General features: G+C 72.4%; 14 protein-coding genes. All 14 read left to right on the top strand.

The window, feature by feature from the left end; all coding sequences use genetic code 11:
• The first annotated feature begins 36 nt into the window (after positions 1 to 36).
• Complete coding sequence (locus tag H0H10_RS33585) at positions 37 to 972, top strand: TauD/TfdA family dioxygenase (protein ID WP_188184962.1); 936 nt, start codon at positions 37 to 39, stop codon at positions 970 to 972.
• A gap of 63 nt (positions 973 to 1,035) precedes the next feature.
• On the top strand, positions 1,036 to 2,010 hold the full coding sequence (locus tag H0H10_RS33580; protein ID WP_188184961.1) for a TauD/TfdA family dioxygenase: 975 nt from the start codon (positions 1,036 to 1,038) through the stop codon (positions 2,008 to 2,010).
• 71 nt (positions 2,011 to 2,081) lie between these two features.
• A complete protein-coding gene (locus H0H10_RS33575; protein WP_188184960.1) occupies positions 2,082 to 3,038 on the top strand; it encodes a beta-ketoacyl-ACP synthase III in 957 nt (318 codons plus the stop codon).
• A gap of 120 nt (positions 3,039 to 3,158) precedes the next feature.
• A complete protein-coding gene (locus H0H10_RS33570) occupies positions 3,159 to 3,404 on the top strand; it encodes an acyl carrier protein (protein WP_223180839.1) in 246 nt (81 codons plus the stop codon).
• Positions 3,405 to 3,407: 3 nt separating this feature from the next.
• Entirely contained in the window at positions 3,408 to 4,805 is a 1,398-nt protein-coding gene (locus H0H10_RS33565; RefSeq protein WP_188184959.1) for a condensation domain-containing protein, read from the top strand.
• The gene (sbnA, locus tag H0H10_RS33560) at positions 4,802 to 5,815 is read left to right on the top strand and encodes a 2,3-diaminopropionate biosynthesis protein SbnA (RefSeq protein ID WP_188184958.1); all 1,014 of its coding nucleotides are present in this window, start codon (positions 4,802 to 4,804) and stop codon (positions 5,813 to 5,815) included. The genes H0H10_RS33565 and sbnA overlap by 4 nt, the downstream gene beginning before the upstream one ends.
• Positions 5,809 to 6,831, top strand: coding sequence for a 2,3-diaminopropionate biosynthesis protein SbnB (gene sbnB, locus H0H10_RS33555; RefSeq protein WP_188184957.1), 1,023 nt, complete (start codon positions 5,809 to 5,811; stop codon positions 6,829 to 6,831). Before sbnA ends, sbnB begins: the two co-directional genes overlap by 7 nt.
• A gap of 68 nt (positions 6,832 to 6,899) precedes the next feature.
• Positions 6,900 to 11,768 (top strand): non-ribosomal peptide synthetase, encoded by a 4,869-nt coding sequence (locus tag H0H10_RS33550; protein WP_188184956.1) that lies wholly within the window; start codon positions 6,900 to 6,902, stop codon positions 11,766 to 11,768.
• A gap of 22 nt (positions 11,769 to 11,790) precedes the next feature.
• Positions 11,791 to 12,708, top strand: coding sequence for an ornithine carbamoyltransferase (locus tag H0H10_RS33545; RefSeq protein WP_188184955.1), 918 nt, complete (start codon positions 11,791 to 11,793; stop codon positions 12,706 to 12,708).
• Entirely contained in the window at positions 12,705 to 14,105 is a 1,401-nt protein-coding gene (locus tag H0H10_RS33540) for an MFS transporter (RefSeq protein WP_188184954.1), read from the top strand. The genes H0H10_RS33545 and H0H10_RS33540 overlap by 4 nt, the downstream gene beginning before the upstream one ends.
• Positions 14,098 to 14,868, top strand: coding sequence for an ABC transporter ATP-binding protein (locus tag H0H10_RS33535; protein ID WP_188184953.1), 771 nt, complete (start codon positions 14,098 to 14,100; stop codon positions 14,866 to 14,868). The genes H0H10_RS33540 and H0H10_RS33535 overlap by 8 nt, the downstream gene beginning before the upstream one ends.
• Positions 14,865 to 17,354 carry an ABC transporter permease gene (locus H0H10_RS33530; RefSeq protein ID WP_188184952.1) on the top strand — a complete coding sequence of 830 codons (2,490 nt, stop codon included), beginning with the start codon at positions 14,865 to 14,867 and terminating at the stop codon, positions 17,352 to 17,354. The genes H0H10_RS33535 and H0H10_RS33530 overlap by 4 nt, the downstream gene beginning before the upstream one ends.
• A 241-nt stretch (positions 17,355 to 17,595) precedes the next feature.
• A complete protein-coding gene (locus H0H10_RS33525) occupies positions 17,596 to 17,811 on the top strand; it encodes an MbtH family protein (protein WP_188184951.1) in 216 nt (71 codons plus the stop codon).
• Positions 17,812 to 17,923: 112 nt separating this feature from the next.
• The coding region (locus H0H10_RS33520; protein WP_188184950.1) for a non-ribosomal peptide synthetase at positions 17,924 to 24,352 on the top strand (6,429 nt) is incomplete at its 3' end.

Raw genomic sequence — 24,352 nt, 5'->3', positions numbered from 1 at the left:
ACACCGCACCGACACGACAGTGAAAGGAGAGGTGACATGGCGAGTACCGCGGCCTGGGCACCGAGGGAGATCAAGGCGGCCGAGGGCGGCGGCCCGGAGGAGCTGCTGCGGCGGGTGGACGCCCTTGAGGGAGGCCTGACAGATGCGCTGACGCGGGAGAAGGCGCTGGTGTTCCGCGGCTTCGGCATCACGCCCGACACCCTGGACCCGGTGCTGGACCGGCTGCTGCCGAACCGACTGGCCTACGTGCACGGCAACTCGCCGCGCACCAAGGTCGGCGGCAACGTCTACACCTCGACGGAGTACCCGCAGGAGTACACCATCTCGATGCACAACGAGATGAGCTACGCCCACGCCTGGCCCGCCCGGCTGGCGTTCTTCTGCCAGATCACTCCCGGCGGGGGCGGCGCGACCCCCGTGCTCGACGCGGCACTGTGGCTCCGGTCGCTGGACGCGCAGGTGCGGGACGCCTTCGCCGACGGGGTGCGCTACGTCCAGAACCTGCACGACGGCTACGGCCTCGGCAAGAGCTGGCAGGACACCTTCGAGACGTCCGACCGGGGCGAGGTGGAGACGTTCCTGAAGGGCGCGGGTGCCGAGTGGACCTGGCGGCGCGACGGCAGCCTGCGCGTCGAGTCGCTGCGCCCCGCCACCACCGTCCACCCGGTGACCGGCACCGAGGTGTGGTTCAACCAGGCCGACCAGTGGCACCCTGCCGGACTCGGCGACGACACCGCGAAGGAACTCGCGCAGATCCTCTCCGAGGACGAGCTGCCGCAGTCGGTGACCTTCGCCGACGGCAGCCCCATCCCCGCCGAGTACGTGCTGCAGATCCGCGACCGGGGCCTGGAGCACGCGGTCGACGTCGACTGGCGCGCCGGCGACCTGCTGCTCATCGACAACCTGCTGCTGGCGCACGGCCGGCGCCCCTACACGGGCGACCGGCGGGTGCTGGTTGCGATGTCCGACTGACCGTCCACGGTCCCGAACCGGGCCTCCAGGTCCCGGACGCCGCGACGAACAAGCGAGTTGACCATGACCATCACCTCGGAAGAGACCCCTCCCGGCTGGCTGGGCACCGGAACCGTGCCCGGCCTGTGCCGACCGGACGCCCCCGGCACCGGCATCCACGCCTACCTCACCGAGCACCGCGCCGAACTGCGCGCCCTGCTCGCACAGCGCGGGGCGCTGCTGCTGCGCGGCTTCGACGTGGGCGGTGTCGACGGCTTCGACCAGACCGTGCGTGCCTTCTCCGGCACTCCCCCGCTGGCCTACGCCGAACGCTCCTCGCCCCGCTCCACCATCAAGGGCCAGGTCTACACGTCGACGGACTACCCGCCGGCCGAGGAGATCTTCCTGCACAACGAGAACTCGTACCAGGCGGTGTGGCCGCGCACGCTGTACTTCTACTGCGTGGAGCCGCCCACCACGCTGGGCGCGACGCCGCTCGCCGACATCCGGCGGGTCCTCGCCGCGATCGACCCGCAGGTGCGGGCCGAGTTCGAGGCGCGCGGCTGGCAGGTGGTGCGCAACTTCCACACCGGTTTCGGCGTGCCCTGGCAGGAGGCGTTCAACACCTCCGACCGGGACGCCGTGGTCGCGTACTGCGCGGAGCGGCGCATCGAGGCCGAGTGGCGACCCGACGGAGGGCTGCGCACCACCGCGGTCCGCCGCGCGGTGCACCGGCACCCGGTCAGCGGCGAGGAGGTGTGGTTCAACCACGCCACGTTCTTCCACACCAGCACGCTGCCCGAGGAGGTCGGCGCGGGGCTGCGCGCGATCTTCGACGACGAGGACCTGCCCACGCACACGTTCTACGGCGACGGCGGCACCATCCCCGACGAGGTGCTGGATCACCTGCGCGGCTGCTACCGCGGGGCGTCCGTCCGCTTCGACTGGCAGCGCGACGACGTCCTGATCGTCGACAACATGCTCGCCGCGCACGCCCGGGAGCCGTTCACCGGGCCCCGTCGGATCGCCGTGGCCATGGCGGAGCCGTCCGACGCCTGAGCGGCCCAAGCGGTCCGGTCACCGTCCGGCCCGCACAAGACCATCCAGCCGACCCGCAGTTGGGAAGAGAGATGCTCACCACACACGGATCACGCATAGCCGCTCTCGCGGTCTACCGGCCCGCCCGCCTCGTGGCCAACGAGGAACTGTCGCAGCGGACCACCGTCTCCCCGGAGTGGATCGAGAGCCGTACCGGCATCAAGACCCGCCACCACGCGGACGAGCAGGAGACCATCGCCGCGATGGCCGCGGCGGCCGGTGAGAAGGCGGTGGTCGAGGCCGACATCGACCCGGCCGAGGTGGACCTCACGATCGTGGCCAGCGCCACCCGCCGCGTCCGCATGCCCGGTGTGGCGCCCGAGGTCGCCAGCCGCATCGGCCTGCCCAACTCCGGCGCCTACGACCTGAACGCGGTCTGCGCCGGCTTCACCTACTCCCTGGCCATGGCCTCCAACGCGGTACGGCTCGGCGAGGCGCGGCACGCGCTGGTCATCGGCGCCGAGCGGACCAGCGAGTGGATCGACCCGAACGACCCGGACACCTTCGTCATCTTCGGTGACGGCGCCGGCGCAGCCGTGGTGTCCCGCTCCGAGACGGCCGGCATCGGTCCGGCGGTGTGGGGCAGCGACGGGGCGCGGCACGAGGTGCTGGGCATCACGGAGAAGGCCGACGGCCGCGAGTACGTCACCATGAACGGCCCGCTGGTCTACAAGTGGTCCACGGCCACCATGCCGGACGTGGCCCACCGGGCGTGCGCCGCCGCCGGCGTCGCTCTGGAGGACATCGCCTGGTTCGTGCCGCACCAGGCCAACAACCGGATCATCCGGACCTTGACGGACAACCTGGGCCTGCCGCAGGACCGCGTCGTCAACGATGTCGTCGACACAGGCAACACCTCGGCGGCCAGCGTGCCGCTGGCGCTCAGCCGCCTGAAGGAGAGCGGCCGGGCCACCCCCGGCGACAAGGTCCTGCTGCTGGGCTTCGGCGCCGGCCTGACCTACGCCGGCCAGGTCGTGGACCTGCCCTGACGACGGCCCCGCCGTCCCGGGCGACACCGTCCCGGGCGACACCGCCCCGCGCGACGCGTCCCGCCCGGCGCCTCGAACTCCCCGCTCCGCAAGCCCACTCCACACAGAGACGGAACGACCATGACCAGAGACGAAATGATCGTCGAGATCATCAACCTCACCCTGCGCACCGCCCCCGACCTGGAGGGCGAGGTCACCGCGGACGCCAGCTTCGAGAACCTCGGCCTGGACTCCCTTACCCGCATCGACCTGCTGGCGGCCGTGGAGAAGAACTTCGGTCTGACGGTGCCCGACGAGAAGGTCGGCGACCTGCTGAGGGTCAGTGACGTCGCGGACTTCCTCATGGCGTACAAGGCGGGAGTCTGAGCCATGACCCACACGGACCCCGGGGACGGGGCGCTGCCCCTCTCGGTGGGGCAGGAAGGACTGTGGCTCCTGCACAGCCTGGCCCCCGACAGCTCCACCTACCACCTCGCGGGCGGTGTCCGCATGGAGCCGGCGCCCGACCCCGAGATCCTGGCGCGGGCCGTGGACGCGGTCACCGAGCGGCACCCCATGCTCCGCTCGGTGTACGCGGACACCGTGGACGGCCCGCGGCGCCGCGTCCTGCCGCCCGGCGAGACCGGGCGCCTCGTGGTCCGCGAGGTGCCCGGCGCCGGCGACGAGGAGCTGCGCCGGATGGTGGACGCGGAGGTCGCCGCGCCGTTCCGGCTGACCGACGAGGGCCCGTTCCGTGCCGTGCTGCTGCGGCGCGGGGCGGACGCCGTGGCGCTCGTGGTCACCCACCACATCGCCACCGACGCCCTGTCCCAGTGGCTGCTGTGGCGGGACCTGCTCGCCGCCTACGCGGAACTCGCCGAGGGCCGGGCCCCTGGGCTGGAGCCGCCGGCCACCGACTTCGACCACTTCGTGGCGGCCGAGCGAACCCTGCTGGACTCCTCGCGCGGCGCCCGCCAGGCCGACTTCTGGCGGGCGCAGTGCGCCGGCTCGCAGGCCGCCGAGCTGCCCACCGACCGGCCCCGTCCGGCCGTGCCGGCGAGCAAGGGCACGAGTCTGGTGCGCAGGCTGCCCGACGCGCTCTCGGAGGGCATCCGGCGCACCGCGGCCGACCGCGAGGTCTCCCAGTTCGCGGTGGCGTTCGGCGCGCTCCAGGCCCTGGTGAACCGCTGGACCGGCATGCGGGACTTCCTCATCGCCTGCCCGGCGTCCGTGCGCCGCTCCGCGGCCCGCGAGGTCGTCGGCTACTACGTCAACCCGGTGCTGGTGCGTGCCGAGATCAGCAGGGACGCCACCCTGGGGGAGGTCGTCGACCGCGCCGCGGAGCGGATCCGGCAGGCCACCGCACGCGCCACCTATCCGTTCCCGCTGGTGGCCCAGGACGCCGGGGACGGCGGGCCGCTGTACCGGATCGCCATGACGATGGTCTCCACCGAACGCTTCGACGGCGGCCTGGAGGTCGCCGCCGCCGGGGTGCCGATGCGTGTGGGCGGCCTCACCGTCACCTACCTGGAGATCCCCCATCTGGAGGGCCAGTGCGACGTGTCGCTGGAGGTCACCCGTGACGCCCGGGGTCTCACCATCGCCCTGCGCTACGACACGGCGCTGTTCGAACGGCCCACTGTGGACCGCTTGTTCGACCAGTACGTACGGTTCCTCACGGCCGCCGTCGACGACGCGGACCGCCCCCTGGGCCGCATCCGGCTCACCGACGCTGACGACAAGCGGGCCCTGCTCGCCCTCGGCGGTCACCCCGGCGCCGTCTCATGAGCGCTCCCGTGCTCCACGGCATCCTCGACGGCATCGGCGGCACACCGCTGGTGGAACTCACCGGCCTACTGCCCCGCTTCGGCTCCCGCGTCTTCGCCAAGCTGGAGGCGTTCAACCCGGGCGGCAGCGTCAAGGACCGGTCCGCGCTCTCCATGCTGCTGGGCCGCATCCGCAGCGGTGACCTGGTACCGGGCCGTTCCACTGTGGTGGAGTCCAGTTCCGGGAACCTGGCCATCGGCATGGCGCAGATCTGCCGGTACTTCGGCATCGACTTCATCTGCGTCGTGGACCCGAAGACCACCGAGCAGAACCTCGCCATCCTGCGGGCCTACGGCGTCACCGTCGACCTGGTCACCGAGGTCGACCCCGAGACGCGGGCCTACCTGCCGACGCGCATCAAGCGGGTACGGGAACTCGTCGCGACCATCCCCGGCGCCTACTGGCCCAACCAGTACGCCAATCCGCGCAACCCGCTGGCACACGAGCGGACCATGCGGGAGATAGCCGAGGCCCTCGACGGCCGCGTCGACTACCTCTTCTGCTCCACCGGAACCGGAGGCACCCTCACCGGCTGCGCCCGCTACATCCGCGAACACCGGCTGCCCACCACCCTGGTGGGCGTGGACGCACTGGGCAGCGTGCTGTTCGGTGGGGCGTCCGGGCCGCGGCTGCTGCCCGGACACGGGGCGGCGGTGCGGCCCGCCCTCTTCGACCCGGCGCTGGCCGACGAGGTCGTGCACGTCTCCGACCTGGAGTGCGTGGTCGGATGCCGCACCCTCACCGACCGCGAGGCCATCCTCGCCGGCGGCTCCTCGGGCGCGGTCACCGCCGCGCTCGGCAAGTTCGCGGCCCGCATCCCGGCCGGCCGCAACGTCGTGCTGATCTTCCCCGACCGGGGCGACCGGTACCTCGACTCGATCTACTCCGACGACTGGGTGCGCGCGCACTTCGGAGAGGTCTCCCATCTGTGGCAGGAACCCGATCTCTTCATGGCGGTGGGCGCATGCTGATCATCAAGCACGGGCAAGTGGCCGGGCTCCTGACCGGACGCGAGAAGGAGATCGTGGACCTTGTCGCCGATGCCTACGAACGCCACGAAGAGGGGCGCACCGTACTGCCGCACTCCGTCTTCCTGCGTTTTCCCGGCCGCCCCCGCGACCGCATCATCGGCCTCCCCGGCTACCTCGGTACGTCGCCCGGCGACGGGACACCGGGCGGTGAGGTGGCCGGCATGAAGTGGATCTCGTCCTTCCCCGGCAACGTCGCGGGCGGGCACGAGCGCGCCAGCGCCGCGATCCTGCTGAACTCCCTGGAGACCGGACACCCCGAGGCCCTGATCGAGGGTTCCCTCATCTCCGCCCGGCGCACCGCCGCCTCAGCAGCGCTCGCCTCCCGGCTCCTGCTCGACGGGCGCCGGCCCTCCGGGGTCACCCTCGTCGGCACCGGCGTCATCAACCGCGAGGTGCTCCGCTTCCTCGCGGTCGTCCACCCCCACCTCGACTCGCTCGCCGTGTACGACACGGACCCGGAGCGCGCCGCCCGCTTCACCGCCGACCACGCGCGGCTGCTGCCCGGCGCCCGGGTACGGCACTGCGCCGGTCTCGACGAGGCCCTCGCCGCACACGACCTGGTGTCCTTCGCGACCACCGCCGCCACCCCGCACACCGGCATCGACGCCTGCCCGCCCGGCACCGTCGTCCTGCACGTCTCCCTGCGGGACCTGACCGTGCCCGCGGTCCTCGGCGCCCACAACATCGTCGACGACCCGGACCACGTGTGCCGCGAGAAGACCTCCGTGCACCTGGCGCAGGAGCAGACCGGCGGTCGGGGCTTCATCCACGCGTCCATCGGCGCGCTGCTGAAGGGCACCGCCGCACCCGTGCCCCAGGACGGCCGGCCGGTGGTGTTCTCCCCGTTCGGCCTGGGCGTGCTCGACCTGGCACTGGCCCGGTTCGTCCGCGACGAGGCACGCGCGCGGGGCATCGGCACCTCCGTCGAGGGCTTCCTGCCCGGTCGTACGCCGTAGGAACGGCCCTGCCCGAGGGCCGTCCCCGCACCGCAGACCCGCACCTGATCAACACCTCTGGAGAAGAGATGTCTGTCCCGCTGCACGAACTGATCTCCCGTCAAGCCGCCCGTACCCCCCACGCCATCGCGGTCGACGACGCACAGGGGACGATGACGTACGAGCAGCTGGACCGGCACGCGAACCGCGTCGCGCGGCTGCTCAGGGACCGGGGCGTCGCCCCGGAGGAGCGGGTCGCGGTCAGTCTCCCCCGCCGGCGCGACCTGCCCGCCGTCCTCCTCGGCGTCTGGAAGGCGGGTGCCGCCTACGTCCCGCTGGACGCCGCCCACCCCGCGGAGCGGACCGCGTGGATGGTCGAGGACAGCGGCGCCCGGCTGGTCCTGGCGGTGCGCGGCACGGCGCCGACGGGGCTGGACGAAAGCACCGTACTGCTCCTGGACGCCCCGGAGACCGGCCTCGACAGCCGGCCGGACACCGCCCCCGAGCCACCCGCCGCCGACCCCGCGAACGCCGCCTACCTCACCTACACGTCCGGCTCCACCGGCCTGCCCAAGGGGGTGCTGGTGGAGCACGCCGGCATCGCCAACCGGGTGTCCTGGACGGTGACGCGGCAGAAACTCGGCGCGGACGACCGGATGGTGATGAAGACGGTCCTGACCTTCGACGCCGCCGCCCTGGAACTGTTCGCGCCGCTCGTCACCGGCGGCACCGTGGTGATGGCGCCGCCGGGCGCCGAGTCCGACCCGGCCCTGCTGGTGCGCACCCTCGCCGAGCGGCACGTCACGGTCCTGCAGGGCGTCCCGTCGGTGCTGCGGCTGCTCACCGAGGAACCCGGCTGGGCCCAGTGCACCGGGCTGCGGATGGTGTTCTCCGCCGGCGAGGCCCTCGACGCCGAGCTGTGCCGCCGGCTGAGCGAGCCGACCGGCGCCACGGTGTGGAACACGTACGGGCCCACCGAGTGCTCCGTCGACGTCACCGCCCAGGAGTTCGACCCGGAGCTCCACACGGAGGCCGTGCCCATCGGCCGTCCGCTCGACGGACTGCGCGTCTACGTGCTGGACGAGGAGTTCGACCCCGTGCCCATCGGTGTCGTCGGCGAGGTGTACGCCGCGGGCACCGGCCTCGCCCGGGGCTACGCCGGGCGCCCGGCACAGACCGCGGAGCGCTTCCTGCCCGACCCGCACAGCGGCGACGGCGGCCGTATGTACCGCACCGGCGACCTGGCCCGCTGGCGCTCCGACGGCAGCCTCGCCTACCTGGGCCGCGTCGACCACCAGGTGAAGGTCAACGGCGTCCGCATCGAACCGGCCGAGGTCGAGGCCGCCCTGCACGCCCACCCCGATGTGCGGGCAGCCGTCGTCGGGGCGTACACCACCGCCGCGGGAACCAGGCTCGTGGCCCACCTTGTGGCGGGCCGCCGCATCCCCCGCGACGAACTGCGCGGCTTCCTGCGGCGCCGGCTGCCCGAGTCGATGATCCCCGCCCAGTTCGTGCCCATGGACGCGTTCCCGCTGACGGCCAACGGCAAGGTCGACCGGTCCGCCCTGCCCGACCCGGCGGCCCGCGAGACCGACGCGCCCGGCGACACGCGCGCGTCGGTGGCCCCCCGCACTCCCGCGGAACGGCTCGTCGCCGACGTGTGGGAGCAGCTCCTTCAGGTGGAGAACGTCGGCGTGCACGACGACTTCTTCGCCCTCGGCGGCTCCTCCCTCGTCCTGACCCGCCTCGCCGTCGCCCTCACCAAGGCGTCCGGCGACGACATCCAGCTGCGCGGCCTGTTCGGCGCGTCCACCGTGGAGGCGCAGGCCCGCCTCATCGAGGAGTCCCGGCCCTCCGTGCCCGACGTGGTCCCGGTGGACCGCGGCGTACCGCTGCCGCTCTCCTTCGGCCAGCACCGCCTGTGGTTCCTGGACCGCATGCACCCCGGCAGCCCCGAGTGGGTCGCCCCGCTCTTCCTGAGGCTGCCTGCCGGCACCACCGAGGCCGCCGTCCGCACCGCCCTCGACACCGTGGAGCAGCGCCACGAGGCCCTGCGCACCCGCTACGTCCTCCAGGGCGAGGAGCCCCGCCAGGTCGTCGTCGACGCCCAGCCCGTCGAACTGCGCGTGGAGGACGCCGGCGAGGCCCGGCTGGAGCAGCTCTTCGACGAACAGTTCCGGCGCGGCTTCGACCTGACCGACGGCCCGCTGTGGCGTGCCATGCTGGTACGGGTCCCGCTCGGCGGCCCCGTCCTGCTGGTCACCGTCCACCACATCGCCAGCGACGGCTGGTCGACGGTCGTGCTGGAGCGGGAGATCCGCGAGCTGTGCGCGGCGGCCGGGGAGAACCGCCCGCACGAGCTTCCCGCACCCGCCGTGCAGTACGGCGACTACGCCGCCTGGCAGGCGGCCCGATCCGACGACGCCGTGCTGGATCGCGAACTCGACTACTGGAAGTCCGCGCTGCGCGGCATGCCCGAACTCCAGCTGCACACGGACCGGCCCCGACCGGCCCACCGCGACGGACACGGCCAGGGCGTACGGTTCTCCGTGCCCGCCGGTCTCGCGGACGCCCTGAGCGGCATCGGCCGGCAGCACGGGGCCACGCCGTACGCCGCCCTCCTCGCCGCCTTCGCGGCGTTGCTGGCCCGCTACAGCGGTCAGGAGGACTTCGGCATCGGCAGCCCGGTGACCGGCCGGCTGCGCCCGGAGACCCAGGACACCGTGGGCTTCTTCCTGAACTCCCTCGTCCTGCGCTGCGACCTGACCGGCGACCCGACGTTCGCCGAATTGCTCGCCCGCACCAAGGACACCGTGCTCTCCGGCTTCGCCCACCAGGAACTGCCCTTCGAACGGCTGGTGGACGAACTCCAGCCGGTCCGCGACCTGTCCCGCACCCCGCTCTACCAGGTGGCCTTCGACCTCCAGGACGAGGGCGCGACCACGGTGGCCAGTGACGGCGTCCTGATGGACGCCTTCCAGGGGGCCTGGCGGGTCGCCAAGACCGACCTCACCCTGTTCGTGTGGCGCCACGCCGACGGGTCCCTCACCGGGGCCTTCGAGTACGCGACCTCGCTCTTCGAGCACACCACGGTGGAGCGCATGGCCGCCCACTTCGTCCGCCTCGTCCAGGCGGTCGTCGACGCCCCCGGCACCCCGCTCTCCGCGATCGACCTCACCACCGTGCACGAACACCGGCTGCTGCGCCTGTGGAACGACACGGCGTTGCCGGTGCGTGAGGTCTCCGTACCCGAGTTGGTCGCAGAACAGGCAGCGCGGCAGCCGGGAGCGGTGGCGGTGGAAGCGGGCGGCACCACGCTCACGTTCGCCGAACTGGAGACCCGCGCCAACCGTCTCGCACACCGGCTGCGCGAGGCCGGCGTCGGACCCGAGTCGTCGGTGGCGGTGCTGCTGGACCGGTCGGCCGACCTGGTGGTGGCCCTGCTGGCGGTGTGGCGCGCCGGCGCCGGGTTCGTGCCCATGGACCCGGCACTGCCCGCCGGACGCATCGCGGGCATGGTCACCGACGCCGGAGCACGGATCGCCGTGACATCACAGGCGCACGCGGACCGCTTCGAAGTACCGGTGGTACGGGTCGAGGAGGATCTCTCCCACCTGCCCGACACCGCACCCAAGACCGAAGTGGACCTGGACGCGGTGGCCTACACCGTGTTCACGTCCGGATCGACGGGCCGCCCGAAGGGCGTGCAGGTCTCCCACCGCAGCCTCACCAACCACATCGACTGGGCCGTACGGGAACTCGCGTCCGCCGGGACCGGCGGCGCACCCGTGTTCTCCTCGGTGGCCTTCGACCTGGTCGTCCCCAACGTATGGGCACCCCTGGCAGCCGGACAGCGCACCTGGCTCCACAACGGCGAACTCACCGGCCTCGGCACCGCACTGACCAAGGCCGGGCCCTTCTCCTTCATCAAACTCACCCCCGGCCACCTCGAAGTCCTCTCCGGCCAGCTCACGGACGACGAAATCGCCGCACTGACCGGCAAGGTCGTCGTCGCCGGCGAAGCACTCCCCGGCGCCCTCGTCGAACGCTGGCGGCACATCCTCGGCGACGGCCAGGTCCTCAACGAATACGGACCCACCGAAGCCACCGTCGGCACCTGCGTCCACCCACTCACAGAAGCCTTCGACGGCATCGTCCCCATCGGCCGCCCCCTGCCCAACATGACCATGCACATCCTCGACACCCACCTGCGTCCGGTGCCGGTGGGCGCCGTCGGTGAGCTGTTCGTGGGCGGCACCGGCGTGGCCCGCGGCTACGCCGGCGACCCGGCCCGCACCGCCGACAAATTCGTCCCGGACGTGTACGGTCCGCGGGGCAGCCGCATGTACCGCACCGGCGACCTCGCGCGCTGGCGACACGACGGAGCCGTCGAGTTCCTCGGCCGCATCGACGACCAGGTCAAGATCCGCGGCTACCGCATCGAACTCGGCGAAATACGCGCCGCACTCGTCGCCCAACCCGGCATCACCGACGCCGCAGTGATCGTGCCCGAAGAGGACCAGCGCCTGATCGCCTACATCGTCGGCGAAACCCCCGACCTCACGGACCTCCTGCCCGACTACATGATCCCGTCCCTCTTCATCCAGGTCGACGCGATCCCCCTCACCGCCAACGGCAAACTCGACCGGCGCGCCCTGCCCGACCCGGACCAGACCACCACGGACACCTACGTAGCTCCCCGCACCCCCGCCGAAGAACGCATCGCCGCGATCTGGACGGATCTGCTCGGCAAGACCGCCGGCGTGCACGACGGCTTCTTCGACATCGGCGGACACTCCATCCTCGCCGTGCGCCTGGTCTCGCGGTTGCAGCAGGACTTCGACCTGGACCTGCCGATACGGGTCGTCTTCGAGCGCCCCACCATCGCCCAGATCGCCGTGGAGATCGAGGACCGCGTCCGGGCCGAGATCGACGCGCAGCTCGCCGAATCCCGCTGACCGAGGAGCGAAGGACATCCGCATGCGTCACCTCATCTCACTGACCGATCTGACCGACGACGATCTGCGCACGCTGGTCGCCCGCGGGGCGGAGTTCGCCGCCGGGGCGGTCGCCAAGCCGCTGCGGGACGAGGTGGTCGGCGTGTACTTCCGGCGAACCTCGACCCGTACCCGTACCGCCTTCACCACGGGGGCGTTGCGGCTCGGCGCGCAGACGGTGACCTTCGGGCCCGGCGACCTCCAGCTGAACACCGGGGAAACCACCGAGGACACCGGCCGGGTGCTGTCCGGCATGCTGGACATGCTGGTGGCCAGGACGTCGGACGCGACGGCAGAGCTGCGGTCCTGGGCGGCGGCCGGGCCGATGTCGGTGGTGAACGCCATGACCGCGGAGGAGCACCCGACTCAGGGGCTCACCGATCTCACCACCCTGCACTGTCACTTCGGCCACGTCGACGGCCTGCGGGTGCTGTACGTGGGCGAGGGCAACAACAGTGCCGCCGCGCTCGCACTGGCCCTGACCCGCTTCCCGGGCACCGAGCTGGAGCTGCGCACCCCGCCCGGGTACGGACTGGCGGCGGACGTCCTGGCGACCGCCGGCGAGCAGGCGGCGCGCAGCGGGGCGAAGCTGTCCGAACAGCACGACATGACGGCTCTGCCCACCGGGTTCGACGTCGTCTACACCACCCGCTGGCAGACCACCGGCACCAGCAAGCCGGACGCCGACTGGCGCACCGTGTTCGCCCCGTTCCAGGTGTCCGGCGCCCTGTGGGAGACCAGCCCGGACGCGGTGTTCCTCCACGACCTGCCGGCCCACCGGGGCGAGGAGGTCACCGCGGAGGTGCTGGACGGCCCGGCCAGCCTGGCGTTCACCCAGGCCACGCACAAGCTGCACAGCGCGATGGCGGTCCTCGAATGGTGCCGGGCCGTCCATTCATGATCAGAAAGCGCAGAGCCCGCCCGCACGCAGAGGGCAGGCACAAGCTGCCGTCGCTGCGCAGCTACCGCGACTTCCGGCTGCTGTGGACCGGCTCGGCGATGTCGGTGATGGCGGAGCGCTGCTCAGGGATGGCCTTCACGCTGCTGGTGCTCTGGCACACCCGGTCGGAGAGCGCGGCGGGCATCGTCGGGTTCGCGGGGCTGCTGCCGGCGCTGCTCGTGCAGTTGCCGGCGGGTGTCCTGGTGGACCGGCTGAACCGGCGGCGCGTCATGATGACATGTGTCGTGGTGCGGATGGTCGCGGTGGCGACGGTCGCCGTGTCCCTGCTGGGGGACACGGTGTGGGTGTGGCACATCGCCCTGGTGGCGTTCGTGCAGAGCAGCATGACCGTCTTCTACCAGCTGTCGGAACGCGCCATGGTGCGCAACGTGGTGCCCTCGCCGCAGCTGGGCGCCGCGATGGCCACCAACGAGGCCCGCTCCCGCGGCGTCAACTTCGTCGGGCACCCCGCGAGCGGCGCGATGTTCGGTCTGTCGGCGTGGGTGCCGTTCCTGACCAGCGTGGCGCTCTACCTGGCGTCACTGGTCACGCTGGTGAAGCTGCGGGGTGAGCGGCAGCCGCCCCGCCCGCCGCGCACCGGACGCCGGATGCGTTCCGAGGTCGCGGCCGGTCTCACCTGGGTGTGGGGCCGGGCCTACTTCAGGACGGCGCTGCTGGTCATCTCGGTGAGCAACCTGGTGTTCCAGGGGCTGATCCTGACCGTGGCCGTGGTGATCAGGGAGGACGGTGGAGCAGCCGGCACCATCGGACTGATCATGGCGGCGGGCGGCATGGGCGGACTGTGCGGGGCGCTGTCGGGCGGCTGGCTGAACCGGCGGCTGGCCATGCGGCAGATCATGATCCTCGCCCACACCGCGTGGGCCGTGGTCATGCCCACAGCGGTGTTCTTCCGGCAGGCCCCGGCACTTGGGGCGTTGTTCTACATAACGTCGTTTATAGGAGCCACTGTTACGGTCTCCGGCATGTCTTACCAGGTGCGCATCACCCCCAACGACATGCAGGGGCGGGTCGGCAGTGTCGTCATGCTCCTGGTGTCCGGGGCGAGTTCGCTCGGCGCACTCGGTACGGGATACCTGCTGGAGGCAGTCGGCAGCCGTCACACCCTCGTGGCGCTGTCGGCGGTGATGGCGGTGCTGGCTCTGCTGGCGGCCGTCGTCTTCAGCAGGGCCGGCGCGGCCCGCGAGGACCGCGCGGACAGCACGGAACCACTCGACGCGGCGCACACCCCGTCGGAGCCGGCGGCGCTGCCGGGTCCGGACGTGCCCGCGCCGGCCTCCGTCGTGGACGGGACGCCGGCCGATCCCCTGACCCACGAAGCGCGGAGAACCGATGGATGACGCAGTGCGGCTGGAGTCGCTCACCAAGACCTACGGGTCCGGCGACAGCGCGGTGAGCGCCTTGCGCGAGACCAGCCTGTCCTTCCCCCGGGGCAGCTTCACCGCGATCATGGGGCCCTCGGGATCCGGCAAGTCCACCCTGCTGCAGTGCGCGGCCGGGCTCGACCGGCCCACCTCGGGCCGGGTGTTCATCGACGGTCAGGACACCTCCGGTCTGAACGAGACCCGGCTGACCGAACTCCGCCGCGCGTCCACCGGGTTCATCTTCCAGTCGTTCAACCTGCTGCCCTCGCTGACGGCCGAGCAGAACGTGGCGCTGCCGATGCGGCTGGCGGGGCGCAGGCCCCCGCGCGGCGCGGTCCGGCAGGCGCTCGCCCAGGTCGGCCTGGAGAAGAAGGCCGGCAGCCGGCCCAGCCAGCTGTCCGGCGGACAGCAGCAGCGGGTCGCCATCGCCCGTGCCCTGGTGGCCCGCCCCGCCGTGCTCTTCGCGGACGAGCCGACCGGCGCCCTCGACCTGTCCACGGGACGCGAACTCCTGGTCACGCTGCGCGCGTTGGCCGGGCCGGACGGCGGCACCCCCAGCGGTCCCGGTACCGATGGCCGGGTGACCACGACCATCGTGATGGTGACCCACGACCCGAACGTCGCCGCCTACGCGGACCGCGTGTTGTTCCTCGCGGACGGCGGCCTCGTCGGCGAGTTGCTCCAGCCGACCGCCGAGGCCGTCGCCGCCCGCATGACCCACCTGGCGGTGACGTCGTGATCCGGGTGGCCTTCCAGACCCTTCGGGCGCGCTGGGTCTCCTTCCTCGGCACGGTGGTCGCCCTGGTCCTCGGCGTGGCGCAGGTCGCGGCCATGGGGCTGCTCGTGACGACCGCGTTCGACCTCCCCGACCGGCCGGTGGAGCGCTTCGCCGGCGCCGGCACGGTCGTGCGTCCCAAGTCGGACGGCTGGAACCCGGCCCACCACGACCTGGGCGTCCGCTCCCCCGAGGCCGCCCGCGGCCTGAGCCCCGAACTGCGCGACCGGGTCGCCGCGACCGGCGAGACCGTCGTCGACCGTGCCTTCTACGCCCAGCTGCGCGGCGGCCCCGAGGACCAGGTCGGGCACCCCTGGCCGGTGGCCCGCTTCGGCGGCTACCGTCTCACCGATGGCGCCGCGCCGGCATCGGACGGGCAGATCGTCGTCCCCTCCGACCAGGCCCGCACCGGCGACGAGGTGACCGTACTGACGGCGTCCACCGTACGGAAGTACACCGTCAGCGGCACCGTCGCCCCCGTCGGCTACGAGGACGCCGTCTTCTTCTCCGAGGCGGAGGCCGCGCGGCTCTCCCCGCGGATGGACTCGCTGGTCGCGCTCGGGCCCGCGGAGGCGGTGCGGGACGCCGTCGGCGAGCGGGCCGAAGTCCTCACCGGCCAGGACCGGCACAAGGCCGACGCCAGCGAGGCCGAGGACCGCGAGACCCTGGACAACACGATCACGCTGGTGCCGGTGATGGCGAGCGTCGCCGGGACCACCGCCATTTTCGTGGTGGCGTCCACCTTCGCCTTCGCGGTCGTCCAGCGCCGCAGGGAGGTCGCCCTGCTCCGCGCCGTCGGCGCCACCCCCAAGCAGGTGCGGAAGATGGTCCGCAACGAGGCCCTCCTGGTGGGCGGTGCGGCCGCCGCGGTGGGCACGGTCCTCGGACTGTTCGGGGCGCAGCTCCTCGCCGACATGCTGATCTCCATGGGGGTGTCCCCGGACTGGTTCACCGTCACCCCGTCCCTGCACTGGACCGTGCTCGCGCCTCTCGCCGCCGCCTTCCTGGTCGGGCTGCTGGTGTCGGTCGGCGGTGCGGCCGCCGCGGCCCGCCGCGCCGGCTCCATCCAGCCCGTCGAAGCGTTGCGGGAGGCCGCCGTGGACGACACCGGCGTCACCCCCGGCCGTGCCCTGCTCGGTGCCGTGGCCCTCCTCGGCGGCGTCGGCTGGACCGCGTGGATCGCCACCGGCTCCCCGGTGACGGTGCTCTCGCCCACGGTGTACGTGGTCTCGCTGATGGTGCCGGTGCTGGCGGCGGCCGTCCTCGCCCCGCTGGCCGTGGGTCCGCTGGCCCGGCTGCTGATGTGGCCGTGGCGCCGCGCGAACGGCCCCACCGCGATGCTGGTCCGGCAGAGCGCGCTGACCGCCCGCCGCCGGACCGCGGCGACGGCCGCGCCGGTGCTGCTCACCGTCGGCCTCGCGTTCTCCCTGCTCGCGGCGACCGATTCGCTGGGCGCGGCCCGGGACAGCGGCCTGCAGAACCGGATCGTCTCCGACTACGCCCTCGCCCCCGACGACACCCCCGGCATCAGCACCGAGGTGGTCGACCGGGTCGCCGAGGTGCCCGGCGTGAAGATCGCCGCGCCGCTGCTCACCACGGTCTACTGGAAGGACGAGGACCGCTACGACGAGAACGACGGCCTGGTCGTCGACCCGGAGGCCCTGAAACGGACCATGGACCTGAAGGTGGTCGAGGGCTCCCTCGACGACCTCGACGAGAACAGCATGGCCGTCGCCGACCTGTGGCACATGGACGTCGGTTCCACACAGACCGTGCTGATGGCCGACGGCAGCACCCAGAAGCTGAAGGTGGCCGCCGTGTACGAGGCGCTGCGCGGCGAGGACGTGGCCTACCTGCCGCCCCGGTTCGCCGACACCGCGCTGTTCGCGCGCGACGGCCTGTCCCGCCGCGCGTACATCACCCTGGACGAGGGCACCGACCGGCAGGCCGCGACCGCCGCCATCCGCGAGGCGGTCGAGGGCAGCGGTGCCACCTTCATGACGCGGGACGAACTGGTCGCCTCCGAGTCCGCCTACGCCCGGCACCTGAACGAGGTCCGGCAGCGCTCCACCGCGGTGATCATCATGTTGTTCTGCTTCATCGCGATCCTCAACACGCTGCTGATGGCCACCGCGGACCGCCGGCGCGACCTGGCGGTCCTGCGGACCGCGGGCGCCACCCCCAGGCAGGTGCTGCGCTTCTTCGTCGCCGAGTCGCTCCTCGTGTCCGCGATCGGTGTGGTGCTGGCGCTGGCCGCCACCGCCGTCAACCTGGCCGGGCTGTGGGGAGCCCTGTTCCAGCTCTTCGGCACCACCCCGATCGTCGTTCCGTACGCGGTCGTCACGGGCGTCGTGGTGGTCTCCACCCTGCTGGCGGTCCTCGGCACGGTCCTGCCGGTCGGTGCGGCGCTTCGGGCCCGAGCCGTGCAGCTGATCGGAGCCCGCGAGTAGGACACCTGGTACGCCCCGGCACGCCTCCGTACCCCGGTACACCTCCGTACCCCCCGGTACACGCCGCACCACCCCGGAGCCACACGGCCCGGCCCCGATTCCCCCGTCGGGACCGGGCCGTGTGCCGTCTTCGGGGGCTTCGGCCGTCCCGCCCGCCGGGCCAAAAGAGAGCCGATAAGAGCCCCGGTATAGGTCGGCGTCGGACGCTGGGCGAGCATCCGACCACCGAAGGGACACCGTCATGGCTGACGAGCAGACCGACCACCGCACCTACCGAGTCGTCCTGAACGACGAGGAGCAGTACTCGATCTGGGACGCAAGCCGGGAACTGCCGGACGGCTGGCACGCCGAGGGCACCGAGGGCTCGCGGCAGGACTGCCTCCAGCGGATCGAGGAGGTCTGGACGGACCTGCGGCCGGCCAGTCTGCGCCGGCGCATGGAGCAGGCCGGCGCCTGACCGCGTCGCACGGCCCGCGGTGCCGATGGGATCACACCGCACAGCACCCGGCACCACGCGGGCACCACACGAGACACGTCGTACGGAACGAAGGTCGGGAGGGGCGCTCAGCATGACCACGGGCGAAGTCCGCACGGGCGGACAGGTCGACGGCACTGGAACGGCCGGCGACGGCGGATCGGTCGACAGCAGGCGTGAGGAGCTGGTGCGGGCCAGGCTCGCCGGGGGCCGCGGCGGCCGGCGGACCGCCGTCACCCGCGTCGACCGCGACGGCCGGCTCGCCCTTTCCCACGGGCAGCAGCAGATGTGGTTCCTCAGCCGGCTCGACCCGGACAGCTGGGAGTACAGCGTCCCCGTGGCGCTGCGGCTGCGCGGACGGCTCTCCGCGGAGCCGCTGCGCCGGGGCTTCGAGGAACTGGTGGCCCGCCACGAGATCCTGCGCACCCGCTACCGCCTCGACGGCACCGAGCCGGTCCAGCTGATCGACCCGCCCGGCCCGTTCGACCTCCCCGTCGACGACCTGACCGGCACCGGCACCCCGGCCGAGCGCGAGGAGCGGGCCCGCCGGCTCGCCGAGGCCGAACCGGGCCGTCCGTTCGACCTGGCCGACGGCGCCCCGCTGCGGGCGCGGCTGATCCGCGTCGCGGAGGACGACCACCTTCTGGTCGTCGTCTTCCACCACGTGGCGTGCGACGAGTGGTCCGTCGGGCTGTTCCTCGGCGAACTGGCCGTGCTCTACGAGGCGTTCGGCCGCGGCGAACCCTCGCCGCTGGCCCCGCTCCCCGTGCAGTACGCCGACTACGCGGCCTGGCAGCGCCGCCGCCTCGACTCCGGGGAACTCGACCGGCAGCTCGACCACTGGCGGGAACGGCTCGCCGGCCTCACCCCGCTGGAGGTGCCGACCGACCGCCGGCGCCCCTCCACCCGGTCCTACGCCGGGGACGCGGTCCCCGTCCACCTGCCGGCCCCACTGGCCGGCACGCTGCGCGACCTGGGAGCCGCGCACGGAGCCACCCTCTTCCACACCCTCCTCGCCGGCTACCAGGGCCTGCTCTCCCGCTACACCGGCCGTGACGACATCGCCGTGGGCACCGTGGTCTCCGGCCGCGACCGGCCCGAGCTGGAGGGGCTCATCGGCTACGGGATCAACACCCTGGTCCTGCGCGGCCGGTGGCGGGGCGACCCGACCTTCCGGCAGCTCCTCACCGGTGCCCGGGAGACCGTCCTGGACGCATTCGACAACCAGGAGTTCCCCTTCGCCCGCCTCGTCGACGAGCTGGCCCCGGCCCGGGACATGTCCCGCACCCCGCTGTGCCAGGTCGCGTTCACCATGCACCGCGAACGCACCACCGGCTTCACCCTGCCCGGCGTCGACACCGAGGCCCTGACCGCCACCTCCCGTGTCTCCCGCTTCGACCTCACCCTCCAGCTCCGCGAGGCCGACGACGGCTCCGTCACCGGCACCCTGGAGTACAGCACCGCCCTCTACGAACGGGCGACCGTCGAGCGCATCGCCCGGCACCTGGAACGACTCCTGGCGTCCGCCGCGACCGACCCCGACCGGCCCCTGTCCCGCCTGGACATGCTCGACGATTCCGACCGCGCCGTCCTGCTGCCCGAGGTCCGCACCTTCGACGCACCCACCCGCTGCGTCCACCAGCTCGTCGAGGAACGCGCCGCCGCCACACCCGACGCCGTCGCCGTCGTCTGCGGCACCGAGAGCCTCACCTACGCCGAGCTGAACACCCGCGCCAACCGCCTCGCCCACCACCTGCGCTCCCTCGGCGCCGCCCCCGGCCGCCTCGTCGCCGTCGCACTCGACCGCGGCCCGCTCCTGGTGCCCGCACTGCTCGGCGTCCTCAAGTCGGGCGCCGGCTACCTGCCCCTCGACCCCGAGCACCCCGCCGACCGCATCGCCTACACCCTCGGCGACGCGGGCGCCGACCTCGTCGTCACCTCCACCGGGCACGCCGCCCACCTGCGCGGCGCCGCCGAGGGCCGGCTCGTCGTCCTCGACGACCCCGAAGAGGCCGCCGCGGTGGCCGCCGCCCCCGGTCACGACCCGGACTCCGGCGCGACCCCCGGCGACCTGATCTACACGATCTACACCTCCGGCTCCACCGGCCGGCCCAAGGGTGTCGCCCTCAGCCACACCAACGTGCTGCGCCTGTTCACCGCCACCGAGGAGCACTTCGGCTTCGACGAGCACGACGTGTGGACGCTGTTCCACTCGTACGCCTTCGACATGTCGGTGTGGGAGATCTGGGGCGCCCTCGCATACGGCGGCCGGCTCGTCGTCGTACCGCCGGACGTCTCCCGCTCCCCGGAGGACTTCCTGCGCCTGCTCGCCGACCAGAAGGTCACCGTCCTCAACCAGACCCCGTCCGCCTTCCGCGGCCTGGTCTCCCTGGCCGCCGAGGACCATCCCCTGATCGGCGAGCTCGCCGTGCGCGTCGTCTCGTTCGGCGGCGAACGGCTCGACATCCCGGCCCTGCGGCCCTGGGTGGAGCGCCGCGGCCTCGACGTCACCGCCATCGCCAACCTGTACGGCATCACCGAGACCTGCGTGCACACCACGTTCCACCTCGTCACCGAGGCCGACCTGGACGCCGAGACCGGCAACCCGGTCGGCGTGCCGCTACGCGACCTCCAGGTCCACCTGCTCGGCCCGCACGGCGAACTCGTGCCCATCGGCGTGCCCGGCGAGATCCACGTCGGCGGTCCCGGCGTCGCCCTCATGTACCTGGGCCGCCCCGCCCTCACCGCCGAACGCTTCGTGCCCGACCCCTACGGCACACCCGGCACCCGCCTCTACCGCAGCGGCGACCTCGCCTCCCGGCGTCCCGACGGCAGCCTCGACTACCTGGGCCGCATCGACCACCAGGTCAAGATCCGCGGTCACCGCATCGAACTCGGCGAGATCAAGGCCGCGCTCACCACGCATCCGCGGGTCCGCGACGCCGTGGTCGTCGCCCGTGAGGACACCCCCGGCGACCGCCGCCTCATCGCCTACGTCGTGCCCACCGGCGACGCCGTCGCCGCGCCCAGCGAACTGCGCGCCCTGCTCGCCCGCACCCTGCCCGACTACATGATCCCGGCCACGTTCCTCGTCGTCGGCCGCATCCCGCTCACCGTCAACGGCAAGCTGGACCAGGCCGCACTGCCGGCCCCCGACCGCAGCGCCCTCGGCGTCGATGCCGTGCACGTCGCACCGCGCACACCCGCCGAGGAGGAGATGGTCGCCGTCTGGCGTGACGTCCTCGGGGTGGAGACCGTCGGCGTCGAGGACAACTTCTTCGACCTGGGCGGCGACTCCCTGCGCGCCGTCGCCCTGGTCGGAGCCCTGCGGGGCAGCGAGTACGACGTCACCGTCCGCGACGTCTTCGAGCACCGTACGCCCGCCGAACTCGTCGCCTTCGTCACCGGCCGCCCCGCACCCGCCACCCCCCGGCAGCCCGTCGCCCCCTTCGCCCTGCTCGACGAGGACGACCGCAGTCGTCTCCCCGAAGGACTGGTGGACGCCTACCCGCTGGCTCAGGTGCAGCTCGGCATGGTCGTGGAGATGCTCGCCGACGACGACCGCAACCACTACCACAATTCCACCTGCTTCCGGATCCTCGACGAACGACCCCTCGATCCGGAAGTCCTCCAGCGGACCGTCGACACCGTCCTGGCCCGCCACGAGATCCTCCGTTCCAGTTTCGCCGTCGAGGGATACTCCGTCCCGCTCCAGCTCGTGCACCCCGCCGCCGACGTGACCTCCCCCGTCGCCGTGCGGGACCTGACCGGGCTGGACGCCGACGCGGTCGAAGCGTCGCTGCGCGCCTACATGGCCGATGAGCGCACCCGGCTCTTCGACCTCACCCGCGCCCCGCTGATCCGCTTCACCGGGCACGCCTGCGACGACGGCTCCTGGTGGCTGACCCTCACCGAATGCCACGCCGTTCTCGAAGGATGGAGCCACCACTCCCTCCTGATGGAACTCGTCACCACCTACCACGCGCTGCGCGCCGGCGAACCCCTGCCGGACCCGGACACCCCCGCCATCCGGTACGCGGACTTCGTCGCCGCCGAACTGGAGTCCCTCTCCGCCGACGACGACCGCGCCTACTGGAAGGGCATCCTCGACGAGCACACGCCGTTCGAGATCCCCTCCGGCCTCGGCGACGATCCGGCCACCACCCCCCGCGGCCTCAACCGCTCCTGGGTCCCCTACCACGACCTGGAGACCGGCCTGCGCACCCTCGCCAGCCAGGCCAAGGTGCCGATCAAGAGCGTGCTGCACGCCGCGCACCTCAAGGTGATGAGCCAGCTCACCCCCGAAGAGGCGTTCTTCACCGGGCTCGTCACCAACGCCCGCCCGGAGGCGGCCGGCGCGGAACGCGTCTACGGCGTGTACCTCAACCCGCTGCCGTTCGCCCACCGGCGCGGCGCCCGCACCTGGCGCGAACTGGTGCGCCAGGTCTTCGACCAGGAGATCGACGTCTGGCCGCACCGCCGCTACCCCCTCGGCGCCATGCAGCGCGAACTCGCCGACGGCGAACGGCTCGTCAACGTCCGGTTCAGCTACCAGAACTTCCGCCAGGTCGACCAGGACCTCGTCGACTACCCGGCCACGATCGACGACAGCCCCACCGAGTTCCCGCTCGGCGTCTCCACCCGCGCCGGTTTCATGGTGATCACCGCCCACCGGCACCACTTCGACCGGGCGGCGGTGGACCGGCTCGCGGCGATGTACCGGGCGGTGCTGGAGTCCATGGCCGCCGACGTGGACGGCGACGCCCGCGAGACCTTCCTGCCGGCCGGTGAACGCGAGCGGGTGCTGACCTCCTGGAACGACACCGCAGTGCCGGTGCGCGCGGTCTCCGTACCGGAATTGATCGCCGAGCAGGTGGCGCGGCGTCCGGACGCGGTGGCGGTGGAATCGGACGGTACGGCGCTGTCGTTCACGGAACTGGACGCCCGCGCCAACCGTCTGGCACACCGCCTGCGTGAGGCCGGTGTGGGGCCCGAGTCGTCGGTGGCGGTGCTGCTCGACCGGTCGGTCGACCTGGTGGTGGCACTGCTGGCGGTGTGGCGCGCGGGGGCCGGGTTCGTGCCCATGGACCCGGTACTGCCCGCCGGACGCATCGCGGGCATGGTCACCGACGCCCAGGTGCGGACGGCGGTCACCTCCACCGCGTACGCCGACCGCTTCGAGGTACCGGTGGTACGGATCGAGGACGACTTCTCGCATCTGCCCCAGTCGTCTCCCGAGGTGCCGGTGGACCTCGACGCGGTGGCCTACACCGTGTTCACCTCGGGTTCGACGGGCCGCCCGAAGGGCGTGCAGGTCTCCCACCGCAGCCTCGTCAACCACATCGACTGGGCCGTACGGGAACTCGCCTCGGCCGGGACCGGCGGCGCACCCGTGTTCTCCTCGGTGGCCTTCGACCTGGTCGTCCCCAACGTGTGGGCACCTCTGGCAGCCGGACAGCGCACCTGGCTGTACGACGGCGAACTCACGGAACTGGGCACCGCGTTGACGGACGCCGGACCGTTCTCCTTCATGAAGCTCACCCCCGGCCACCTCGAAGTGCTCTCGGGTCAGCTCAGCGACGACGAGATCTCCACGCTGGCCGGCAAGGTCGTCGTCGCCGGCGAAGCACTCCCGGGTGCCCTCGTCGAACGCTGGCGACAGATCCTCGGCGACGGGAAGGTCCTCAACGAGTACGGGCCCACCGAAGCCACCGTCGGCACCTGCGTCTTCCCGCTCGTGGACGAGTTCGACGGCGTCGTACCCATCGGCCGGCCCCTGCCCAACATGACCATGCGCGTCCTGGACACCCACCTCCAGCCCGTCCCCGTCGGCGCCGTGGGCGAACTGTTCGTCGGCGGCACCGGCGTGGCCCGCGGCTACGTGGGTGACCCGGCCCGCACCGCCGACAAGTTCGTCCCGGACGTATACGGTCCGGCGGGCAGCCGCATGTACCGCACCGGCGACCTCGCTCGCCGGCGGCACGACGGAGCCGTCGAGTTCCTGGGCCGCATCGACGACCAGGTCAAGATCCGCGGCTACCGCATCGAACTCGGCGAGGTGCGCGCCGCACTCGTCGCCCGACCCGGCATCACCGACGCGGCCGTGATCGTGTCCGAGCAGGACCAGCGCCTGATCGCCTACGTCGTCGGCGAGGTCCCCGACCTGGCCGACGCCCTGCCGGACTACATGATCCCGTCCGTCTTCATGCAGGTGGACGCGATCCCGCTCACCGCCAACGGCAAGCTCGACCGCCGCGCCCTGCCCGACCCGGACCAGACCGCCACGGACACCTACGTCGCCCCCCGCACCCCCGCCGAGGAACGCATCGCCGCGATCTGGAGCAAGGTGCTCGGCGTGGAACGGATCGGTGTCGAGGACAACTTCTTCGACCTCGGCGGACACTCGATCAAGGCCATCGCCCTCGTCGGCGCCCTGCGCGCCGAAGGCTTCGAAGCCGCCGTACGCGACGTCTTCCAGCACCGCACCGTCGCCAACCTCGCCGCCACCCTCACGGCCGGCGGC

Source organism: Streptomyces griseicoloratus, assembly GCF_014534645.1.
In the GTDB taxonomy this organism is placed as follows: Bacteria; Actinomycetota; Actinomycetes; order Streptomycetales; family Streptomycetaceae; genus Streptomyces; species Streptomyces griseicoloratus.
The sequence above is the reverse complement of the archived record's forward strand: the minus strand, read 5'-3'. Positions and strand labels throughout refer to the sequence as shown.